Source organism: Streptococcus sp. 10824 (genome assembly GCF_013276595.1).
Taxonomy (GTDB): domain Bacteria; phylum Bacillota; class Bacilli; order Lactobacillales; family Streptococcaceae; genus Streptococcus; species Streptococcus pseudopneumoniae.
Map to the genome: position 1 here is coordinate 1 of NZ_VMLH01000040.1, position 22,283 is coordinate 22,283.

A 22,283-nucleotide genomic window follows, 5' to 3' on the forward strand; every position below is an offset into this window, starting at 1 on the left:
AAGTCAGTAACCATACCTATGGTAAGGCGACGCTGACGTGGTTTGAAGAGATTTTCGAAGAGCATTAGGAGAAAAAGAATGAAAGAAATAACCTTTGACGCATTTTACCAGCTTTATCAAAACGACCAACTTTCTCTAGTGGACGTGAGAGAAGTGGACGAATTTGAAACTCTTCATTTAGAAGGTGCCCACAACCTACCACTTAGTCAATTGGCTGATACCTATGATCAGTTGGATAAGAACCAGTTACATTATGTTATTTGCAAATCTGGAATGAGATCGGCGCGTGCTTGCCAATTTCTAGCTGAACAAAGTTATGAGGTTATCAATGTACAAGGTGGCATGACGGCCTTTGAAGAACTCTAAACGTAAGAATTTTCTCCTGCTTGGTGTGGACTGGGTAGGAGAATTTTATTTTTAGACAATTCTCATTTTTAAGAATCTTGAAAACATTCAATATTTACTTCGTGAAGCTTTTTTCATACTCCTATTCATGATATACTAGGTCAGTATTTTATAAATATGAAGGAGATTTTCATGGCTAAAAAAGGTGCCCTAACAGGTTTGCTCCTGTTTGGAATATTTTTTGGTGCGGGGAACTTGATTTTTCCGCCTTCTCTAGGTGCTCTATCTGGAGAACATTTTCTTCCTGCCATCGCAGGTTTTGTTTTTTCAGGCGTAGGTATCGCCGTTTTGACCCTTATTATTGGAACGCTAAATCCTAAAGGATATATTTACGAGATTTCAACAAAGATAGCGCCTTGGTTTGCGACTCTTTACCTCTCAGTTCTTTACTTGTCAATTGGTCCATTCTTTGCTATCCCACGTACAGCTACAACAGCTTACGAAGTAGGGATTAGCCCCCTTTTGTCGGATGCAAATAAAGGTCTTGGTTTGATTGTCTTTACGGTTCTTTACTTTGCAGCAGCCTATTTGATTTCGCTTAATCCATCAAAAATCTTGGACCGCATTGGACGTATTTTAACGCCAGTCTTTGCGATTTTGATTGTTATCTTGGTTGTTCTGGGAGCTTTCAAATACGGTGGAACAAGTCCTCAAGCTGCTTCAGCTGCTTATCAAGCTTCTGCCTTTGGGACAGGTTTCCTAGAAGGTTATAACACCTTGGACGCCCTCGCCTCAGTTGCCTTTAGCGTAATCGCAGTTCAAACCTTGAAACAACTTGGATTTTCAAGTAAGAAAGAATACATTTCGACTATTTGGGTGGTTGGTATCGTTGTAGCCCTTGCCTTTAGTGCTCTTTACATTGGTTTAGGATTCCTTGGAAATCATTTCCCAGTACCAGCTGAGGCTATGAAAGGTGGAACACCAGGTGTTTACATCTTGTCACAAGCCACTCAAGAAATATTTGGTTCAACAGCTCAACTCTTCCTCGCAGCTATGGTTACTGTAACCTGCTTCACAACAACAGTTGGTCTGATTGTGTCAACAGCTGAGTTCTTTAATGAACGCTTCCCACAAATCAGCTACAAGGTTTATGCGACAGCCTTTACCTTGATTGGCTTTGCCATTGCCAATTTGGGTCTTGATGCGATTATCAAGTACTCCATTCCAGTATTGGTTATCTTGTACCCAATCACCATTGCCATCGTTATGATTGTCATTGTCAACAAATTCGTGGCTCTTTCAAAACCAGGTATGCAGTTGACAATTGCTGTTGTTACAGCTATTGGCATTGCAAGCGTACTAGGAAGCTCCTTTAAGGTTGAATTTTTTGCAAATCTTGTTAGCGTTCTTCCTTTTGCCAAGGCCTCACTCCCATGGTTGGTTCCAGCCATTGTCGGAATCTTGCTCTCATTGGTTCTACCAAACAAGCAAGAAAGCGATGTTTTTGAAATGGAATAATTACTAAAATCACTTTTGTAGTCAAGTCTACAGGAGTGGTTTTCTTTTTTTATCCGATGATAAATGTGTTATAATAGGTAGCAAAAGAGGTGAAGAAATGAATCAAACAGTAGAATATATCAAAGAACTAACAGCTATTGCATCGCCAACAGGCTTCACTCGTGAGATTTCGGACTATTTAGTCAAGACTTTAGAAGGTTTTGGTTACCAGCCGGTTCGCACAGCTAAGGGCGGTGTCAATGTGACCATTAAAGGTCAAAAAGATGAACAACACCGCTATGTGACTGCCCATGTAGATACGCTGGGTGCCATTGTCCGTGCTGTCAAACCAGACGGTCGTCTCAAAATGGACCGTATCGGTGGTTTTCCTTGGAACATGATTGAAGGAGAAAACTGTACCGTTCATGTGGCTAGCACAGGTCAAAAGCTATCAGGTACCATCCTCATCCACCAAACTTCTTGCCATGTCTATAAGGATGCAGGAACTGCAGAACGCACGCAGGACAATATGGAAGTGCGTTTGGACGCCAAAGTAACAAATGAAAAAGAAACTCGTGCCTTGGGGATTGAGGTCGGTGATTTTATCAGTTTTGACCCACGAACTGTCGTGACAGAGACAGGTTTTATCAAGTCTCGTCATTTGGACGACAAGGTCAGCGCAGCGATTTTGCTTAACCTGCTTCGTATCTATAAGGAAGAGAAGATTGAATTGCCCGTAACAACCCATTTTGCTTTTTCAGTCTTTGAAGAAGTGGGACACGGTGCTAATTCTAACATTCCTGCTCAGGTAGTAGAATATCTGGCTGTGGACATGGGAGCTATGGGAGATGACCAGCAGACAGACGAATATACAGTATCCATCTGTGTCAAGGATGCTTCAGGTCCTTATCACTATGACTTCCGTCAACACTTGGTTGCTTTGGCTAAAGAGCAAGATATTCCATTTAAGCTGGATATCTATCCATTTTATGGTTCGGATGCTTCAGCAGCTATGTCTGCAGGGGCAGAAGTCAAACACGCCCTTCTCGGTGCTGGTATCGAGTCTAGTCATTCTTATGAGCGCACTCATATTGACTCGGTGGTTGCAACAGAGCGTATGGTTGATGCTTATCTAAAAAGCAACTTGGTAGATTGATATGTGTCTTATTTGTCAGAGAATTGAGCTCATTAAAGCTGGGGAAAATCCCTATTTTGTCAAAGAGTTGGAAACAGGCTATCTTGTTATTGGAGACCACCAGTATTTTGAAGGCTATAGTCTTTTTCTAGCCAAGGAACATGTCACCGAATTGCATCATTTAGAAAAGGAAACGAGGCTCCGTTTTCTAGAGGAAATGAGTTTAGTCCAAGAGGCAGTTGCCAAGGCCTTTACTGCTGAGAAAATGAATATCGAGCTTCTAGGCAATGGCGATGCCCACCTTCATTGGCACATTTTCCCTAGACGAACAGGTGATATGAATGGTCACGGCCTCAAGGGACGTGGTCCAGTCTGGTGGGTTCCCTTTGAAGAAATGACAGCAGAAACCTGCCAAGCAAAACCTGATGAGATTGAAAAATTAGTCAAACGTTTATCGTCAGAACTAGATAAACTATTAGAAATAAAGGAGTAAAAATGAAAAAAAGATACCTTGTCTTGACAGCCTTGCTAGCCTTGACATTGGCAGCTTGTTCACAAGAAAAAACAAAAAATGAAGATGGAGCAGCTAAAACAGAGCAAACAGCTAAAGCTGATGGAACAGTCGGTAGTAATTCTCAAGGAACTGCCCAGAAAAAAGCAGAAGTGGTCAATAAAGGAGACTACTACAGCATCCAAGGGAAATACGATGAAATCATCGTAGCAAATAAACACTATCCATTGTCGAAAGACTACAATCCAGGGGAAAATCCAACAGCCAAGGCAGAGTTGGTCAAACTCATCAAGGCTATGCAAGAGGCAGGTTTCCCGATTAGCGACCATTATAGTGGTTTTAGAAGTTATGAAACTCAGACCAAGCTCTATCAAGATTATGTCAACCAAGATGGGAAGGCAGCAGCTGACCGTTACTCTGCCCGTCCTGGCTATAGCGAACACCAGACAGGCTTGGCCTTTGATGTGATTGGGACTGATGGTGATTTGGTAACAGAAGAAAAAGCAGCCCAATGGCTTTTGGATCATGCAGCTGATTATGGCTTTGTTGTCCGTTATCTCAAAGGTAAGGAAAAGGAAACAGGCTATATGGCTGAAGAATGGCACCTGCGTTATGTCGGAAAAGAAGCAAAAGAAATTGCTGCAAGTGGTCTCAGTTTGGAAGAGTATTACGGCTTTGAAGGCGGAGATTACGTCGATTAAAAAATAAACTTTTCTCTTGCAATTCCAGATAAATAGTGTATAATAGATGGGTATGTGAAAAGCATACTTGTGGGAGGTAAAAATCTCTAATTACCGCCAAAACCACAAAGGAGGATTTAAAAATGGCTAAAAAAGTCGAAAAACTTGTAAAATTGCAAATCCCTGCTGGTAAAGCTACACCAGCTCCACCGGTTGGACCTGCTCTTGGTCAAGCTGGTATCAACATCATGGGATTCACAAAAGAGTTCAACGCTCGTACAGCTGACCAAGCTGGGATGATTATTCCAGTTGTTATCTCAGTTTACGAAGATAAATCATTTACTTTCGTTACGAAAACACCACCAGCTGCTGTTCTTTTGAAAAAAGCTGCAGGTGTTGAAAAAGGATCAAGTACACCTAATAAAACTAAAGTTGCTACAGTTACTCGTGCACAAGTACAAGAAATTGCAGAAACTAAGATGCCAGATTTGAACGCAGCAAACGTAGAGTCTGCAATGCGTATGATCGAAGGTACTGCTCGTTCTATGGGATTCACTGTTGTTGACTAATCAATAACACAGTAGAAAATCTCACAGCAGTCTATTAGTTGCTTTTCATACTAGGCAAGTGACTGATACTTGTACTTGGGTACAGCAAGGGAACTTAAGGCCGTAGGAAAAGGAAAGTAATAGACTGAAAACCCGCAAGACTTCATCATTTCGAGGAGTGACGTGGGAGATGAAAATCGATTGAACCACTTACAAGGAGAATAGAAAATGGCTAAAAAAAGCAAACAACTTCGTGCTGCTCTTGAGAAAATCGACAGCACAAAAGCATACAGCGTAGAAGAAGCTGTAGCACTTGCAAAAGAAACTAACTTTGCAAAATTTGACGCAACTGTAGAAGTTGCTTACAACTTGAACATCGACGTTAAAAAAGCTGACCAACAAATCCGTGGAGCAATGGTATTGCCAAACGGTACTGGTAAAACTTCACGCGTTCTTGTTTTCGCACGCGGTGCAAAAGCTGAAGAAGCAAAAGCTGCTGGTGCAGACTTTGTTGGTGAAGATGACCTTGTTGCTAAAATCAACGACGGTTGGTTGGACTTCGACGTAGTTATCGCTACACCTGATATGATGGCTCTTGTTGGACGTCTTGGACGTGTCCTTGGACCACGTAACTTGATGCCAAACCCTAAAACTGGTACTGTAACAATGGATGTTGCTAAAGCAGTTGAAGAGTCTAAAGGTGGTAAAATCACTTACCGTGCTGACCGTGCAGGTAACGTTCAAGCAATCATCGGTAAAGTATCATTTGAAGCTGAAAAATTGGTTGAAAACTTTAAAGCTTTCAACGAAACAATCCAAAAAGCAAAACCAGCTACAGCTAAAGGAACTTACGTAACAAACTTGACTATCACAACTACTCAAGGTGTTGGTATCAAAGTTGACGTAAACTCACTTTAATCAGTAGTTAAAGTAATGTAAAAAAGTTGAAGACGCTATGTCTCAACTTTTTTTGATTTCAAAATCTAGTGGAATGAATCTGGAATAGTCCATCGAGCTTTCTAATACTCTTCGAAAATCTCTTCAAACCACGTCAACGTCGCCTTGCCGTGCGTATGGTTACTGACTTCGTCAGTTCTATCCACAACCTCAAAACAGTGTTTTGAGCTGACTACGTCAGTTCCATCTACAACCTCAAAACANNGGCTAGTTTCCTAGTTTGCTCTTTGGTTTTCATTGAGTATAACACATTGTTAGAAGTTGGTTTAAATTTCCTAATCAGTTTGTTCACATTTACCTTCGATATATTATATCCCATAGTTAAGGTTGGTCATACAGATGATTATAGTCATGGAGCCGTAAAACTTAGTGTTTCTTTAGTTGACAAAGATGCCATGAAAAAATATCTGTAACTGTAATAGGATATTTTGAAATAAATATAGATGAAAATATCACCGATATTCTATACGTAAATGGTACTGCTATTCTTTGTCCTTATTTACGTTCTATTGTTTCAATAGTTTCGGCAATTGATAGCAGTGAAGCAATGTTGCTACCTACCATTAATGTTTTAGAGTTACTAGATAAATCTCAACCTTTTGAAGAAGAATAATTTATTAGCTCACTAAATTGAGGGTAAGGAAAAGTAAAAGCAGTAAGAAAAATGTCTTGCATTATACAGCAACCTTTTGGGAATGAGTAGATGGATTGAATAAAATTTGATTAAGAGTGGATGATTTATCTGTAGATTATTATTGGACAGTTAGTCTTGAAGTAGTCTAAGAATTAGGTTATAATCAGTAGAAGCCTTGCTAATAATGAGGAGGTTAGTTTATGTATAGTAGACTGAATCTAAAATAGTATGAAACAATTGCTAAAACATTTATAGAAATTAATTTTACTTTTCCAATCAATTTGTTCTCATCTTATTTCAATCCGCTATATATTATGGTATCGAATCTTCATCAGAATGATAAAATTAATCAATTAATATCTGATTATAAACAGAATATGAAAGCTTTTTATATCACTATTGAAAAATTTATACGAGATGATGAAAGTCTTAAGTGTTATTTTACAAAGGTTATTTCAAGTCGTTCCAAGGTAACAAGTCTAAATCAGATTGAAGCTGATAAAACGATACAAAGAAAATATTCAAGTGAGCTAAAAAAATTTATTGGATTTTATAATGAGATTATTTGTGAGGAAAATAGTTTCCTACATGTACGAAAGAGGTGGTCGAGTTGGTTTAGGTAGTCGGTGCGTGAGTTGATAATTCTCAGGGTATGGACTTCTTTTTCATGAATGAGGTAAAAGAGCAGGTATTGTTTAGAGACAATCATTCTGAGCATATTTTCTGGATAGAGGGAGTATCCGATTTTATGATCAAAGTTAATACCGCCCTCTGGTGAGAAGATGAGTAGGTTGGTAATTTAAACTATTCAACTGAATTTTTGATTAAAAGTATTATTTTATGAGAGAAATCCTAATTTCACAATCCATAGGCAAACGCTTGCATTCTGTTTTTTATTGGACTATAATAGATTGGTATAAAGCCTTCTGTAGTAATAAAATATAGAAGGTGTAGAAAGTAAGGATTTAGAATATTTGTAGTTAAAAACACAATGTTGCTATTCCTTATGATAGGGAGATAGATATGGCAATGATAGAAGTGGAACATCTTCAGAAAAATTTTGTGAAGACTGTTAAGGAACCGGGCTTGAAGGGGGCTTTGCGCTCCTTTATTCATCCTGAAAAGCAGACCTTTGAAGCGGTCAAGGATTTGACCTTTGAGGTTCCAAAAGGGCAGATTTTAGGATTTATCGGGGCAAATGGTGCTGGGAAGTCGACAACCATTAAAATGCTGACAGGAATTTTGAAACCAACATCTGGTTTTTGTCGGATTAACGGCAAGATTCCCCAGGACAATCGGCAAGATTATGTCAAAGATATTGGGGTTGTTTTTGGACAACGCACCCAGCTATGGTGGGATTTGGCACTGCAAGAGACCTACACGGTTTTGAAAGAGATTTATGATGTGCCAGACTCGCTCTTTCATAAGCGCATGGACTTTTTGAATGAAGTCTTGGATTTGAAGGACTTTATCAAGGATCCTGTGCGAACTCTTTCACTGGGACAACGGATGCGGGCGGATATTGCAGCTTCCTTGCTCCACAATCCCAAGGTTCTCTTTTTAGATGAGCCGACCATTGGTTTGGACGTTTCGGTCAAGGATAACATTCGTCGTGCCATTACTCAGATCAATCAGGAGGAAGAAACAACCATTCTCCTGACCACTCACGACTTGAGCGATATTGAGCAACTCTGTGATCGGATTTTCATGATTGACAAGGGGCAGGAAATTTTTGATGGAACGGTGAGCCAACTCAAGGAAACCTTTGGCAAGATGAAGACGCTCTCCTTTGAACTGCTACCAGGTCAAAGTCATCTCGTCTCTCACTATGAAGGTTTTTCGGATATGACCATTGATAGACAAGGAAACAGCCTCAACATTGAATTCGATAGTTCTCGCTACCAGTCAGCTGATATTATCAAGCAAACCCTGTCTGATTTTGAAATCCGCGATTTGAAGATGGTGGATACGGATATTGAGGATATTATCCGTCGCTTCTACCGAAAGGAGCTCTAAGATGGTCAAATTGTGGAGACGTTATAAACCCTTTATCAATGCAGGTGTTCAGGAATTGATCACCTATAGAGTCAACTTTATTCTCTATCGAATAGGCGATGTCATGGGGGCTTTTGTAGCTTTTTATCTCTGGAAGGCAGTCTTTGATTCCTCACAAGAGTCTTTGATTCAGGGCTTCAGTATGGCGGATATCACCCTCTACATCATCATGAGTTTTGTGACCAATCTTCTGACTAGATCCGATTCTTCCTTTATGATTGGGGAGGAGGTCAAGGATGGTTCTATTATCATGCGCTTGTTGAGACCGGTGCATTTTGCGGCCTCATATCTTTTCACCGAGCTTGGGTCCAAGTGGTTGATTTTTATCTCTGTTGGCCTTCCATTTTTAAGTGTCATCGTGTTGATGAAAATCGTATCTGGACAAGGTATTGTAGAAGTGCTGGGATTAACTGTCCTTTATCTTTTTAGCTTAACGCTGGCCTATCTGATTAACTTTTTCTTTAATATCTGCTTTGGATTTTCAGCCTTTGTATTTAAAAATCTATGGGGTTCCAATCTACTCAAGACTTCCATAGTGGCTTTTATGTCTGGAAGTTTGATTCCCTTGGCTTTCTTTCCAAAGCTTGTTTCAGATATTCTGTCCTTCTTGCCTTTTTCATCCTTGATTTACACTCCAGTCATGATTATTGTTGGGAAATACGATGCCAGTCAGATGATTCAGGCGCTCGCTTTGCAGTTCTTCTGGCTCTTAGTGATGGTGAGCTTATCTCAGTTGATTTGGAAACGAGTCCAGTCATTCATTACCATTCAGGGAGGTTAGTATGAAAAAATATCAACGCATGCATCTGATTTTTATCAGACAATACATCAAACAAATTATGGAATACAAGGTGGATTTTGTGGTTGGTGTGCTGGGAGTTTTTTTGACTCAAGGCTTGAACCTATTGTTTCTTAATGTCATCTTTCAACACATCCCATCCCTGGAAGGTTGGACTTTTCAAGAAATTGCCTTTATCTATGGTTTTTCCTTGATTCCCAAGGGACTGGACCATCTCTTTTTTGACAATCTCTGGGCATTGGGACAACGCTTGGTGAGAAAAGGGGAGTTTGACAAGTATCTGACTCGTCCTATCAATCCTCTCTTTCATATTCTAGTTGAGACTTTTCAGATTGATGCTTTGGGAGAACTCTTGGTCGGTGGTATCCTATTGGGAACAACAGTGACTAGCATTGCTTGGACTCTTCCAAAATTCCTGCTTTTCCTAGTTTGTATTCCTTTTGCGACCTTGATTTATACTTCCTTGAAAATCGCGACAGCCAGCATCGCTTTTTGGACCAAGCAGTCAGGCGCCATGATTTACATTTTTTATATGTTTAATGATTTTGCCAAGTACCCGATTTCCATTTACAATTCGCTTCTTCGTTGGTTGATCAGCTTTATCGTGCCTTTTGCCTTTACGGCCTACTATCCTGCTAGCTATTTTTTGCAGGACAAGGATGTACTCTTTAACATTGGAGGTTTGATTTTGATTTCCCTTGTCTTTTTTGGTATTTCCTTGAAACTATGGGACAGGGGCTTGGATTCTTATGAAAGTGCTGGATCCTAAGATGAAGAAACTCAAAGCCTTGTCTTAGGACAGGCTTTTTCTAATAGAGATGAAAATTCCTTGACATCTATTCTCAGAGTGCTATACTGTAAGTGTAATCGCCGATTTATCTCAGTTGGTAGAGCAAGGCACTCGTAAAGCCTAGGTCACAGGTGAACATATGACTGAAGATTTGAAAAAATAGATATGTATAAATAACCGTTAACCCCAATTATTCACCCCTAATCTAAAAACCCTCCAGAATCCTTGCCTTAGCTTAGATCCTGGATGGTTTCTTTTTTCACCCAATGGGTGTTTTTTACTAGACAAAAAAGAGTTTCCCCTTTATGGTATAAGTGTAGAAAAAAACACAAAAAGAAAGGAAACTCACATGAACAGTTTACCAAATCATCACTTCCAAAACAAGTCTTTTTACCAACTATCTTTCGATGGAGGTCATTTAACCCAGTATGGTGGTCTTATCTTTTTTCAGGAACTTTTTTCCCAGTTGAAACTAAAAGAGCGGATTTCTAAGTATTTAGTAACGAATGACCAACGCCGCTACTGTCGTTATTCGGATTCAGATATCCTTGTCCAGTTCCTCTTTCAACTGTTAACAGGCTATGGAACGGACTATGCTTGTAAAGAATTGTCAGCTGATGCCTACTTTCCAAAATTGTTGGAAGGAGGGCAGCTTGCTTCACAGCCAACCTTATCCCGTTTTCTTTCCAGAACTGACGAGGAAACAGTCCATAGTTTGCGATGCCTCAACCTTGAATTGGTCGAATTCTTTTTACAGTTTCACCAGCTAAACCAACTCATTGTAGATATCGATTCTACCCATTTCACAACTTATGGCAAGCAAGAAGGTGTTGCTTATAACGCCCACTATCGTGCTCATGGCTATCATCCTCTTTATGCTTTCGAGGGGAAGACAGGTTATTGTTTCAATGCCCAGCTTCGTCCTGGTAATCGTTATTGTTCTGAAGAGGCAGACAGCTTTATCACACCTGTTTTAGAACGGTTTAATCAACTTCTCTTTCGAATGGATAGTGGCTTTGCGACCCCAAAATTATACGATTTAATTGAAAAAACAGGGCAATACTACCTCATAAAACTCAAGAAAAATACTGTTCTGAGCCGTCTTGGAGACCTTTCCCTCCCTTGCCCACAGGATGAGGACTTAACCATCTTGCCCCACTCCGCCTACTCAGAAACTCTCTATCAAGCAGGATCTTGGTCGCACAAGCGTCGTGTCTGCCAGTTCTCTGAACGAAAACGTGGTCAAGCCGAGAATTTCATCAAGGAGATGAAGGAGGGATTTTTTGGCGATAAAACGGATAGTTCAAGCTTAATCAAAAACGAAGTTCGTATGATGATGAGCTGTATCGCCTACAATCTCTATCTTTTTCTCAAACATCTAGCTGGAGGTGACTTCCAAACTTTAACAATCAAACGCTTCCGCCATCTTTTTCTTCACGTGGTAGGAAAATGTGTTCGAACAGGACGCAAGCAGCTCCTCAAATTGTCTAGTCTCTATGCCTATTCCGAATTGTTTTCAGCACTTTATTCTAGGATTAGAAAAGTCAACCTAAATCTTCCTGTTCCTTATGAACCACCTAGAAGAAAAGCGTCGTTAATGATGCATTAAATAACAGTCGAGATGAAAAAATCGTGTGACGCACCAAGGGAGGAGTCTGCCCTTTTGAGGAAATCTAGCGAGGAAAAACGATACTGGAACAGCAGAAAGTAAAACTGGCCTCATGAGGAGGAAGAAAGTGGCTCATGAGGTCAGGGGTTTTGTAAGTTACATCTAGTTGAGAGAGGTATGAATGATTTGGGGTTAAGTCTTATTCTTAGCGGTTATTTATATTGTTTAATAGCGCTGATATTTCATCAATGATGTTTGACTTTGTGATTTTGGTAGTGGTTCAATTTGATTGCTACTATTTTTGATGGTGTGAATGTTCTGACAATGTACCCCAGCTAACTACGAAAGTTTTTGACTCTATATTTTTAATGTATATTAAAAAATAAATTAACACATATTAATTTTTCTTGACTTAAATTTAAAAAATGATATACTATTTTTATGGAGAGCTAACAATTATATATAAATGTACTACTCTATTTCCTAGATAATACTTAGTAAAACTTTTTATAACAAAGGCTAGCAAAGTTAAAGTTTTCTATCTATTGGAAGTTAAATAAATATGTAAGGAATTAAAATGAAAAAAAGTACAGTATTGTCATTAACCACAGCTGCAGTTATTTTAGCAGCCTATGCCCCTAATGAGGTAGTCTTAGCAGATATATCTAGCTCTGAAGATGCTTTAAATATCTCTGATAAAGAAAAAGTAGTAGTAGATAAGGAAACAGAAAATAAAGAGAAACATGAAGAGATTCATCATGCTATAGAAGCTTCAAAGGATACTGAAGAAAAGAAAACAACAATTATTGAGGAAAAAGAAGTTGTTAGTAAAAATCCTGTGATAGACAATAGCACTAGCAATGAAGAAGCAACAAGCAAAGAAGAAAATTCCAATCAATCCCAAGGAGATAAAGCGGACTCGTCTGCAAGTAAAGACTCAGAAAGTCCCAAAAAAGAGGATAGACTTGTCTATATTGCTGAATTTAAAGATGAAGAGTCTAGAGAAAAAGCAATCAAGGGACTATCCAGTCTTAAGAATACAAAAGTTTTATATACTTATGATAGAATTTTTAACGGTAGTGCCATAGAAACAACTCCAGATAACTTGGACAAAATTAAACACATAGAAGGTATCTCATCGGTTGAAAGGGCACAAAAAGTCCAACCCATGATGAATCATGCCAGAAAGGAAATTGGAGTTGAGGAAGCTATTGATTACCTAAAGGCCATTAATGCTCAATTTGGAAGAAATTTTGATGGCAGAGGTATGGTCATTTCAAATATCGATACTGGAACAGATTATAGGCATAAGGCTATGAGAATCGATGATGATGCCAAAGCCTCAATGAGATTTAAAAAAGAAGACTTAAAAGGCACTGATAAAAATTATTGGTTGAGTGATAAAATTCCTCATGCTTTTAATTATTATAATGGTGGTAAAATTACCGTAGAAAGAGCTGATGATGGAAGTGATTATTTTGATCCCCATGGGATGCATATTGCAGGGATTCTTGCTGGAAATGATACTGAAAAAGACATCAAGAACTTTAATGGTATAGATGGAATTGCACCTAATGCACAGATCTTCTCTTATAAAATGTACTCTGACGCAGGATCTGGGTTCGCAGGGGATGAAACAATGTTTCATGCTATTGAAGATTCCATCAAACACAACGTTGATGTTGTTTCGGTATCATCTGGTTTTACAGGAACAGGTCTTGTAGGTGAGAAATATTGGCAAGCTATTAGAGCATTAAGAAAAGCAGGCATTCCAATGGTTGTCGCTACGGGTAACTATGCGACTTCTGCTTCAAGTTCTTCTTGGGATTTAGTGGCAAATAATCATCTGAAAATGACCGACACTGGAAATGTAACGCGAACAGCAGCACATGAAGATGCGATAGCGGTTGCATCTGCTAAAAATCAAACAGTTGAGTTTGATAAAGTTAACATAGGTGGAGAAAGTTTTAAATACAGAAATATAGGGGCCTTTTTCGATAAGAATAAAATCACAACAAATGAAGATGGTTCAAAAGCTCCTAGTAAATTGAAATTTGTATATATAGGCAAGGGCCAAGACCAAGATTTGATAGGTTTGGATCTTAAGGGCAAAATTGCAGTAATGGATAGAATTTATACAAAGGATTTAAAAAATGCTTTTAAAAAAGCTACGGATAAGGGCGCACGCGCCATTATGGTTGTAAATACTGTCAATTACTACAATAGAGATAATTGGACAGAGCTTCCAGCTATGGGATATGAAGCGGATGAAGCTACTAAAAGTCAAGTGTTTTCAATTTCAGGAGATGATGGTGTAAAGCTATGGAACATGATTAATCCTGATAAAAAGACTGAAGTCAAAAGAAATAATAAAGAAGATTTTAAAGATAAATTGGAGCAATACTATCCAATTGATATGGAAAGTTTTAATTCCAACAAACCGAATGTAGGTGACGAAAAAGAGATTGACTTTAAGTTTGCACCTGACACAGACAAAGAACTCTATAAAGAAGATATCATCGTTCCAGCAGGATCCACATCTTGGGGGCCAAGAGTAGATTTACTTTTAAAACCCGATGTTTCAGCACCTGGTAAAAATATTAAATCCACGCTTAATGTCATTAATGGGAAATCAACTTATGGCTATATGTCAGGAACTAGTATGGCAACTCCAATCGTAGCAGCTTCTACTGTTTTGATTAGACCGAAGTTAAAGGAAATGCTTGAAAGACCTGTATTGAAAAATCTTGAGGGAGATGACAAAATAGACCTTACAAGTCTTACAAAAATTGCTTTACAAAATACTGCGCGACCTATGATGGACGCAACGTCTTGGAAAGAAAAAAGCCAATACTTTGCATCACCTAGACAACAGGGAGCAGGGCTAATTAATGTTGCCAATGCTTTGAGAAATGAAGTTGTAGCGACTTTCAAAAACAAGGATTCTAAAGGTTTGGTAAACTCTTATGGTTCTATTTCTCTTAAAGAAATAAAAGGAGAAGAAAAATATTTTACAGTTAAGCTTCACAATACATCAGACAGACCTTTAACCTTTAAAGTTTCAGCATCAGCGATAACTACAGATTCTCTAACTGACAGATTAAAACTGGATGAAACATATAAAGATGAAAAATCTCCAGATGGTAAGCAAATTGTTCCAGAAATCCATCCAGAAAAAATCAAAGGAGCAAATATCACATTTGAGCATGATACTTTCACTATAGGCGCAAATTCTAGCTTTGATTTGAATGCGGTTATAAATGTTGGAGAGGCTAAAGACAAAAATAAATTTGTAGAATCATTTATTCATTTTGAGTCAGTGGAAGAAATGGAAGCTCTAAACTCTAACGGGAAGAAAATAAACTTCCAACCTTCTTTGTCGATGCCTCTAATGGGATTTGCTGGGAATTGGAACCACGAACCAATCCTTGATAAATGGGCCTGGGAAGAGGGTTCAAAATCAAAAACAATGGAAGGTTATGATGATGATGGTAAACCAAAAATTCCAGGAACCTTAAATAAGGGAATTGGTGGAGAACATGGTATAGATAAATTTAATCCAGCAGCTGTTATTCAAAACAGAAAAGATAAAAATATTACATCACTAGACCAAGACCCAGACCTATTTGCCTTTAACAACCAAGGTATTCATGCAGAATCCACTAGTGGATCTAATGTTGCTAACATTTATCCTTTAGATTCAAATGGAAATCCTCAAGATGCTCAACTTGAAAGAGGATTAACCCCTTCTCCACTTGTATTAAGAAGTGCAGAAGAAGGATTGATTTCAATAGTAAATACAAATAAAGAGGGAGAAAATCAAAGAGACTTAAAAGTCATTTCGAGAGAACACTTTATTAGAGGAATTTTAAATTCTAAAAGCAATGATGCAAAGGGAATCAAATCATCTAAACTAAAAGTTTGGGGTGATTTGAAGTGGGATGGACTCATCTATAACCCTAGAGGTAGAGAAGAAAATGAACCAGAAAGTAAGGATAACCAAGATCCAGCTACTAGGATAAGAGGACAATTTGAATCAATAGCTGAGGGTCAATACTTCTACAAATTCAAATATAGATTAACCAAGGATTATCCATGGCAAGTTTCTTATATACCAGTAAAAATTGATAATACAGCTCCAAAAATTATTTCAATTGATTTTTCTAATCCAGATAAAATTAAATTGATCGCAAAAGATACCTACCACAAGGTAAAGGATGAGTACAAACACGAAACCTTGTTTGCTAGAGACCAAAAAGAACATCCTGAGAAATTTGAAGAAGTAGCCAACGAAGTATGGTACGCAGGTGCAGCTCTTGTCGATAAGTATGGAGATGTTGAGAAAAGTCTTGATGTAACTTACGCCGGAGAGGGTGAGGGAAGAAATAGGAAGCTTGATAAAGATGGAAATACTATCTACGAAATTAGCGGAGCAGGAGATTTAAGAGGAAAAATCATCGAAGTAATCGCCCTAGATGGTGCAAGCAACTTCACCAAAATCCATAGAATTAAATTTGATGACCAAGCTGATGAAAAAGGAATGATTTCTTATTACCTAGTAGATCCTGACAAAGATGCTTCTAAATATGAAAAACTTGGTGAAATTTCTGAAGATAAACTCAAAAATGCAAAGAGCTCAGAGGAAAATACCAATAATAATCAAGCTAAGGATGAAGATTCAAAACCAGATGAAGAAAGTTCAGTTGAGGGAGAAGCTAGCCTTGAAATAAATAAAACTATTTCAACAATTAGAAACTTTGAAAATAAAGACCTAAAGAAACTCATTAAAAAGAAATATAGGGAAGAAGAGGACTTTGTAAATGGTGGTACAAGAACAGTAGAACTTGATTATCAATATGACGATGAAGGAAATATAACTGCCTATGAAGATAAGAGTGCTCTAGAATATGAAACTGAGAAACTTGATGATGTTAAATCAAAACTTGGTGGAGTATTAAGCCCATCAAAGGATGGACATTTTGAAATTCTTGGAAAAGTAAGTAATGTATCCAAAAATGCTAAGGCTTACTATGGCAATGACTTCAAATTAATAGAAATTAAGGCAAGTAAATACGACCCACAAACTAAAACTCTAACCTTTGACTTATTTGCAAACACAAATGATGTAGTCGATGGTCTATCCTTTACGGGTGATATGAATATCCTTGTAAAAGATAAGGGTGAAACAAAAGCTAAAACTAAAATTAGAATGCCTGAAAAAAATAAGGAAACTAAAACAGAATATCCCTATGCATCAAGTTATGGGAATGTAATCGAATTAGGAGAAGGAGATCTTTCAAAGAACAAACCAAACAATTTAACTGAAATGGAATCTGGTAAAATCTATTCTGATTCAGAAAAACAACAATATCTGTTAAAGGATAACATCATTCTAAGAAAAGGCTATGCACTAAAAGTGACTACCTATAATCCTGGAAAAACGGATATGTTAGCAGGGAATGGAGTTTATAGCAAGGAAGATATAGCAAAAATACAAAAGACCAATCCTAATCTAAGAGTCCTTTCAGAAACAACAATTTATGCTGATAGTAGAAATGTTAAAGATGGAAGAAGCACTCAATCAGTATTAATGTCGGCTTTGGACGGCTTTAACATTGTAAGATATCAAGTGTTTACCTTTAACATGAATGATAAAGGGGAAGCAATCGATAAAGATGGAAATCTTGTGACAGATTCCTCTAAACTTGTATTATTTGGTAAAGATAATAAAGAGTATCATGGGGAGGAATATTCTAATGTAGAAGCTATAAAAGAAGATGGCTCCATGTTATTTATTGATACCAAACCAGTAAACCTTTCAATGGATAAGAACTACTTTAATCCATCTAAATCTAATAAAATTTATGTACGAAATCCAGAATTTTATTTAAGAGGTAAGATTTCTGATAAGGGTGGTTTTAACTGGGAATTGAGAGTTAATGAATCGGTTGTAGATAATTATTTAATCTACGGAGATTTACACATTGATAACACTAGAGATTTTAACGTTAAGCTGAATGTTAAAGACGGTGACATCATGGACTGGGGAATGAAAGACTATAAAGCAAACGGATTTCCAGATAAGGTAACAGATATGGATGGAAATGTTTATCTTCAAACTGGCTATAGCGATTTGAATGCGAAAGCAGTTGGAGTCCACTATCAGTTTTTATATGATAATGTTAAACCCGAAGTAAACATTGATCCTAAGGGAAATACTAGTATCGAATATGCTGATGGAAAATCTGTAGTCTTTAACATCAATGATAAAAGAAATAATGGATTCGATGGTGAGATTCAAGAACAACATATTTATGTAAATGGAAAAGAATATACATCATTTGATGATATTAAACAACTAACAGATAAGACACTAAATATTAAGATTCTTGTAAAAGATTTCGCAAGAAATACAACCGTAAAAGAATTTATTTTAAATAAAGATACGGGAGAAATGAGCGAATTAAAACCTCATAGGGTGACTGTGACCATTCAAAATGGAAAAGAAATGAGTTCTCAGATAGTGCCGGAAGAAGATTTTATTTTACCTGTCTATAAGGGTGAATTAGAAAAAGGCTATCAATTTGATGGTTGGGAAATTGCTGGTTTCGAAGGTAAAAAAGACGCTGGCTATGTTATTAATCTATCAAAAGATACCCTTATAAAACCTGTATTCAAGAAAATAGAGGAGAAAAAGGAGGAGGAAAATAAACCTACTTTTGATGTATCCAAAAAGAAAGATAAGGTGCAAGCAAATCATAATCAATTAGATGAAAGTCACAGAAAAGAGGATTTACAAAGAGAAGATCATTCACACAAATTTGATTCAACTAAAGATGTCAAAACTACAGTTCCTGTACAAGTAAATTATAGTCAATTAGATGAAAGTCAAAGATCTGATTCAACTAAGGATGTTACAGCTCCAGTTCCTGATAAAAATGATAAAAACTTTGAAAATGAGAAGGAAGTTTATCTTAATGAACCAGAGAACATAGCTAATAAAGATACCAATATTGATAGTAAATCAACTACTAACAATGATAGGTTGCCAAAAACCGGAACAGTTAGCGAAGTCTTCACGTCATTGGTTGCCGGAATAATGTTTACCTTAGGTGCATTTCTTGGATTAAAGAAAAAAGATTAAGATTAAGACAAAAGCTATAGATGAAAAAATGGTTTATGTACTGAGATGGTGTGATGATGAAACAGTTTTGTGAAAATAGCTATTTATAACTCAATTATTTAGTTTACTTTACTATTGATACTCTTTTTGGATTTATTAATAGACTTAGTTTAGATAACTAATGAATTGATTGAAAGGGTTAGTATTGACAAATATTGATTAGCAAATAGAGTCTTTCAAAATTTAAAGGCTAATAGAGGTGATGAGACAATTTCAAGGAATTAAGTAGCGTTTGGTTGCTTAATTCCTTTTCATTTGGGAGGTAGTTTTTCACCTGCTTCCTTATTTTATCGCCATTATTTAACCACTTAGACTGATATAGAGACCAGATAGGCAAAAGAACTTGTTCTTGAAACTGACCTCTACTATAATGATTTTTGTAAGGGACGTGAGGCTTCACTATCAGAGAACTCAAGTTCATAAAAAAATTGGAGATAAACAAATGAAAAAATTATTGGGAATTGTCTTTTTATTAGCAGCAGTGACAGTATTGTATTTTGGTTCTGTTGGCTGGCCAAGTTTGAATGTCAGCCTATGGTCTTTGATTCCGGTGGGTCTGTTCCTCTTTTTCACTCTAGAGAATCTTTTGAAAAAAGACTACAAGGCTAGTCTGATGTGTTTGATTATTGCCTTTATCATCGCAAATGCAATTTTGGACCTGTTGCTAATTTCAAGTGGCTTGGTGATTGGAGCAGGCGTCCTAGCTTGTGTAGGGATTGGCTATCTATTTCCTGATAAAGAAGGAAAATAATACTCTTCGAAAATCTCTTCAAACCACGTCAACGTCGGCTTGTCGTAGATATGGTTACTGACTTGGTCAGTTCTATCCACAACCTCAAAACGGTGTTTTGAGCAGTCTGTGCCTAGCTTTCTAGTTTGCTCTTTGATTTTCATTGAGTATTAGAACAGAAAAATACTTGGAATATTTGTTTGTTTATTTTTATATAACAAACTATAAACACAACAAAAGTATAAAAAAAGACAAAAATCAACAGAAAACTATTGACAACGATTACATATAGTGTTATACTTATAGCATAAAGTTAATGGAAAGAAGGGAAAACCTTATGGGATTAGATCATTTCTTTGACAAAAACCTTGTGTTTTGCTTAGAAGCGGATAATCAAGAACATCTCTTTGATCAGGTTGCTACTTTATTGGAGGAACGAGAAATCGTGACTCCAACTTATCGTGAAGCCTTGATCACGCGTGAAAAGTCATTTCCAACTGGCTTAGATATGGAATTTTTGGGTAAGGATTTGCCGAATGTGGCTATTCCTCATACAGATATTGTTCATAATCTAGCTGAAAAAGTTGTGGTCGTTCGATTAGAGAAACCTGTGACCTTCCACAATATGATTGCACCAGATAAGGAAGTAGAAGTATCCCTGCTCTTCTTTATCATCAATAACTCGAGTTCAAGTCAAACGAACATTCTTGCTCAGTTGATGGACTTCTTTACTGGAAATGGTCATCTTGAAGACCTATCAAAAATTTCTGAACCAGAAGCCCTCTATGCTTATATAGCTGAAGCAATCGCTTAATCTTGTCTATTAAAAATATTAAATCGGAGGAAATCCATATGATTAAAATTCTTGCTGCCTGCGGTGCAGGTGTTAACTCAAGCCACCAAATTAAAAGTGCTCTTGAAGAAGAACTTTCAAACCGTGGTTACGATGTTCACTGTGATGCAGTCATGGTCAAAGATGTTAACGAAGACCTTATCAAGGGTTATGACATCTTCACACCAATCGCTGCGACAGATCTTGGTTTTGACCCAGGTATTCCAGTTATCGAAGCTGGACCAATCTTATTCCGTATCCCTGCAATGAGTGCTCCAGTATTTGACAATATTGAAGCAGCTATCAAAGAACACGGATTAAGCTAATTTTAATTTGTTAACATTCATATAACATAAAAAAGGGAGGAACTGTTATGGATGCAATCTTTGACCTAATCGGAAAGGTTTTCAATCCCATCTTAGATATGGGTGGACCTGTCATCATGTTAATCATTTTGACAGTATTGGCTTTACTTTTTGGAGTGAAATTCTCCAAAGCGCTTGAAGGTGGTATCAAACTTGCCATCGCTCTTACAGGTATCGGTGCCATCATCGGTATGCTAAACACTGCTTTCTCAGCGTCGCTTGCAAAATTCGTTGAAAACACTGGTATCCAATTGAGTATCACCGACGTTGGTTGGGCACCACTTGCTACAATCACTTGGGGTTCTGCTTGGACACTATACTTCTTGCTCATCATGTTGATTGTCAACATAGTGATGCTTGCTATGAAGAAAACAGATACACTTGACGTTGATATCTTTGATATCTGGCACTTGTCTATCACAGGTCTTTTGATTAAATGGTATGCAGACAACAACGGTGTGAGTCAAGGGGTTTCACTCTTGATTGCTACAGCAGCTATCGTCCTTGTTGGTGTGTTGAAAATTATCAACTCTGACTTGATGAAACCTACATTTGATGACCTTCTTAACGCTCCAAGTTCATCACCAATGACATCAACTCACATGAACTACATGATGAACCCAGTTATCATGGTTTTGGATAAGATTTTTGAAAAATTCTTCCCAGGCCTTGATAAATATGACTTTGATGCTGCTAAATTGAACAAGAAAATCGGTTTCTGGGGATCTAAATTCTTCATCGGTTTCATCCTTGGTATCGTTATCGGTATTATGGGAACTCCACATCCAATTGAAGGGGTTGCAGATGCAGATAAATGGCGTCTTGTTATCAAAGGATGGCTGTCTCTTGGTTTGACTGCCGGTGTATCTTTGGAACTCTTCTCACTTATCGGTTCATGGTTCATCGCAGCCGTAGAACCACTATCACAAGGTATTACAAACGTTGCTACTAAACGTCTTCAAGGACGTAAATTCAATATCGGTCTTGACTGGCCATTCATCGCTGGTCGTGCTGAAATCTGGGCTTGTGCCAACGTACTTGCTCCAATCATGTTGATTGAAGCTGTTCTTCTTTCAAAAGTCGGAAATGGTATCTTGCCACTTGCAGGTATCATCGCTATGGGTGTTACTCCAGCTCTCTTGGTTGTAACTCGTGGTAAATTGCTCCGTATGATTATCTTCGGAACACTCTTGTTGCCACTCTTCCTTCTTTCAGGTACACTTATTGCACCATTTGCAACAGAACTTGCTAAAGGTGTAGGTGCCTTCCCAGAAGGTGTGAGCCAAACTCAATTGATTACTCACTCTACTCTTGAAGGACCAATCGAAAAACTTCTTGGTTGGACAATTGGTAACACTACAACTGGTGATATCAAAGCAATTCTTGGTGCAGTAGTCTTCCTTGTATTCTATATCGGTATCTTTGCTTGGTACAGAAAACAAATGATTAAACGTAACGAAGAGTACGCAGCAAAAGCAAAATAATGCGCTCCTATAAAATGTAAATTGTTGAAACTAGGTTGTCATACTGTTTAGGAGTGACAGCCTAGGTTTTTTATAAACTATCAAGAAATCGGAGAAAATAATGGTAATTGAATTATACTCAATGAAAAT

At 37.6% G+C, this 22,283-nt stretch carries 18 protein-coding genes; all 18 read left to right on the plus strand.

The genetic code is table 11. The features are described from left to right. Positions 1-78: 78 nt before the first annotated feature. Complete coding sequence (locus tag HT701_RS03985; protein WP_000659161.1) at positions 79-366, plus strand: rhodanese-like domain-containing protein; 288 nt, start codon at positions 79-81, stop codon at positions 364-366. A gap of 171 nt (positions 367-537) precedes the next feature. Beyond that, positions 538-1,863, plus strand: coding sequence for a branched-chain amino acid transport system II carrier protein (gene brnQ / locus HT701_RS03990; protein WP_031222542.1), 1,326 nt, complete (start codon positions 538-540; stop codon positions 1,861-1,863). 97 nt (positions 1,864-1,960) lie between these two features. Then, complete coding sequence (locus HT701_RS03995) at positions 1,961-2,998, plus strand: M42 family metallopeptidase (protein ID WP_023938993.1); 1,038 nt, start codon at positions 1,961-1,963, stop codon at positions 2,996-2,998. A gap of 1 nt (position 2,999) precedes the next feature. After that, positions 3,000-3,470: an HIT family protein gene (locus HT701_RS04000; protein WP_050223150.1), complete on the plus strand. Its 471-nt coding sequence runs from the start codon at positions 3,000-3,002 to the stop codon at positions 3,468-3,470. Between the two features lie 2 nt (positions 3,471-3,472). After that, positions 3,473-4,189, plus strand: coding sequence for an LD-carboxypeptidase LdcB/DacB (gene ldcB, locus HT701_RS04005; protein WP_023936566.1), 717 nt, complete (start codon positions 3,473-3,475; stop codon positions 4,187-4,189). A 122-nt stretch (positions 4,190-4,311) separates the two neighbouring features. Next, entirely contained in the window at positions 4,312-4,737 is a 426-nt protein-coding gene (gene rplK, locus HT701_RS04010) for a 50S ribosomal protein L11 (RefSeq protein WP_001085812.1), read from the plus strand. A 207-nt stretch (positions 4,738-4,944) separates the two neighbouring features. Next, positions 4,945-5,634, plus strand: coding sequence for a 50S ribosomal protein L1 (gene rplA / locus HT701_RS04015; protein WP_001085675.1), 690 nt, complete (start codon positions 4,945-4,947; stop codon positions 5,632-5,634). Between the two features lie 442 nt (positions 5,635-6,076). After that, positions 6,077-6,286 carry a hypothetical protein gene (locus HT701_RS11840; protein ID WP_223200444.1) on the plus strand — a complete coding sequence of 70 codons (210 nt, stop codon included), beginning with the start codon at positions 6,077-6,079 and terminating at the stop codon, positions 6,284-6,286. Between the two features lie 398 nt (positions 6,287-6,684). Beyond that, a complete protein-coding gene (locus tag HT701_RS11845) occupies positions 6,685-6,930 on the plus strand; it encodes a hypothetical protein (RefSeq protein ID WP_000643408.1) in 246 nt (81 codons plus the stop codon). Positions 6,931-7,330: 400 nt separating this feature from the next. Next, positions 7,331-8,323, plus strand: a complete 993-nt coding sequence (locus tag HT701_RS04025) for an ATP-binding cassette domain-containing protein (RefSeq protein WP_001240792.1) — start codon at positions 7,331-7,333, stop codon at positions 8,321-8,323. A gap of 1 nt (position 8,324) precedes the next feature. Next, positions 8,325-9,143, plus strand: coding sequence for an ABC-2 family transporter protein (locus HT701_RS04030; protein WP_023936562.1), 819 nt, complete (start codon positions 8,325-8,327; stop codon positions 9,141-9,143). A gap of 1 nt (position 9,144) precedes the next feature. Continuing rightward, entirely contained in the window at positions 9,145-9,930 is a 786-nt protein-coding gene (locus HT701_RS04035; RefSeq protein WP_023936560.1) for an ABC transporter permease, read from the plus strand. A gap of 370 nt (positions 9,931-10,300) precedes the next feature. After that, positions 10,301-11,560 (plus strand): IS1380 family transposase, encoded by a 1,260-nt coding sequence (locus HT701_RS04040; RefSeq protein ID WP_172931242.1) that lies wholly within the window; start codon positions 10,301-10,303, stop codon positions 11,558-11,560. A 577-nt stretch (positions 11,561-12,137) separates the two neighbouring features. After that, the gene (locus HT701_RS04045) at positions 12,138-18,704 is read left to right on the plus strand and encodes a S8 family serine peptidase (RefSeq protein WP_166728224.1); all 6,567 of its coding nucleotides are present in this window, start codon (positions 12,138-12,140) and stop codon (positions 18,702-18,704) included. 481 nt (positions 18,705-19,185) lie between these two features. Then, positions 19,186-19,494 carry a hypothetical protein gene (locus HT701_RS04050; protein WP_172931243.1) on the plus strand — a complete coding sequence of 103 codons (309 nt, stop codon included), beginning with the start codon at positions 19,186-19,188 and terminating at the stop codon, positions 19,492-19,494. Positions 19,495-19,810: 316 nt separating this feature from the next. After that, a complete protein-coding gene (locus HT701_RS04055; RefSeq protein ID WP_000521974.1) occupies positions 19,811-20,287 on the plus strand; it encodes a PTS sugar transporter subunit IIA in 477 nt (158 codons plus the stop codon). Between the two features lie 38 nt (positions 20,288-20,325). Continuing rightward, a complete protein-coding gene (locus tag HT701_RS04060) occupies positions 20,326-20,631 on the plus strand; it encodes a PTS sugar transporter subunit IIB (RefSeq protein ID WP_000590549.1) in 306 nt (101 codons plus the stop codon). 47 nt (positions 20,632-20,678) lie between these two features. Then, on the plus strand, positions 20,679-22,154 hold the full coding sequence (locus HT701_RS04065; protein ID WP_172931244.1) for a PTS galactitol transporter subunit IIC: 1,476 nt from the start codon (positions 20,679-20,681) through the stop codon (positions 22,152-22,154). Positions 22,155-22,283: the final 129 nt, after the last annotated feature.

What these genes read in the sequence shown, in the direction of transcription:
- HT701_RS04060 (WP_000590549.1), top strand. Translation starts at nt 20,326, where the DNA reads ATGATTAAAATTCTTGCTGCCTGCGGTGCAGGTGTTAACTCAAGCCAC.
- HT701_RS04030 (WP_023936562.1), top strand. Translation starts at nt 8,325, where the DNA reads ATGGTCAAATTGTGGAGACGTTATAAACCCTTTATCAATGCAGGTGTT.
- HT701_RS04055 (WP_000521974.1), top strand. Translation starts at nt 19,811, where the DNA reads ATGGGATTAGATCATTTCTTTGACAAAAACCTTGTGTTTTGCTTAGAA.
- HT701_RS04050 (WP_172931243.1), top strand. Translation starts at nt 19,186, where the DNA reads ATGAAAAAATTATTGGGAATTGTCTTTTTATTAGCAGCAGTGACAGTA.
- HT701_RS04040 (WP_172931242.1), top strand. Translation starts at nt 10,301, where the DNA reads ATGAACAGTTTACCAAATCATCACTTCCAAAACAAGTCTTTTTACCAA.
- HT701_RS04000 (WP_050223150.1), top strand. Translation starts at nt 3,000, where the DNA reads ATGTGTCTTATTTGTCAGAGAATTGAGCTCATTAAAGCTGGGGAAAAT.
- HT701_RS04025 (WP_001240792.1), top strand. Translation starts at nt 7,331, where the DNA reads ATGGCAATGATAGAAGTGGAACATCTTCAGAAAAATTTTGTGAAGACT.
- HT701_RS04035 (WP_023936560.1), top strand. Translation starts at nt 9,145, where the DNA reads ATGAAAAAATATCAACGCATGCATCTGATTTTTATCAGACAATACATC.
- HT701_RS11845 (WP_000643408.1), top strand. Translation starts at nt 6,685, where the DNA reads ATGAAAGCTTTTTATATCACTATTGAAAAATTTATACGAGATGATGAA.
- ldcB (WP_023936566.1), top strand. Translation starts at nt 3,473, where the DNA reads ATGAAAAAAAGATACCTTGTCTTGACAGCCTTGCTAGCCTTGACATTG.
- HT701_RS03985 (WP_000659161.1), top strand. Translation starts at nt 79, where the DNA reads ATGAAAGAAATAACCTTTGACGCATTTTACCAGCTTTATCAAAACGAC.
- rplA (WP_001085675.1), top strand. Translation starts at nt 4,945, where the DNA reads ATGGCTAAAAAAAGCAAACAACTTCGTGCTGCTCTTGAGAAAATCGAC.
- HT701_RS04065 (WP_172931244.1), top strand. Translation starts at nt 20,679, where the DNA reads ATGGATGCAATCTTTGACCTAATCGGAAAGGTTTTCAATCCCATCTTA.
- HT701_RS03995 (WP_023938993.1), top strand. Translation starts at nt 1,961, where the DNA reads ATGAATCAAACAGTAGAATATATCAAAGAACTAACAGCTATTGCATCG.
- HT701_RS04045 (WP_166728224.1), top strand. Translation starts at nt 12,138, where the DNA reads ATGAAAAAAAGTACAGTATTGTCATTAACCACAGCTGCAGTTATTTTA.
- brnQ (WP_031222542.1), top strand. Translation starts at nt 538, where the DNA reads ATGGCTAAAAAAGGTGCCCTAACAGGTTTGCTCCTGTTTGGAATATTT.
- rplK (WP_001085812.1), top strand. Translation starts at nt 4,312, where the DNA reads ATGGCTAAAAAAGTCGAAAAACTTGTAAAATTGCAAATCCCTGCTGGT.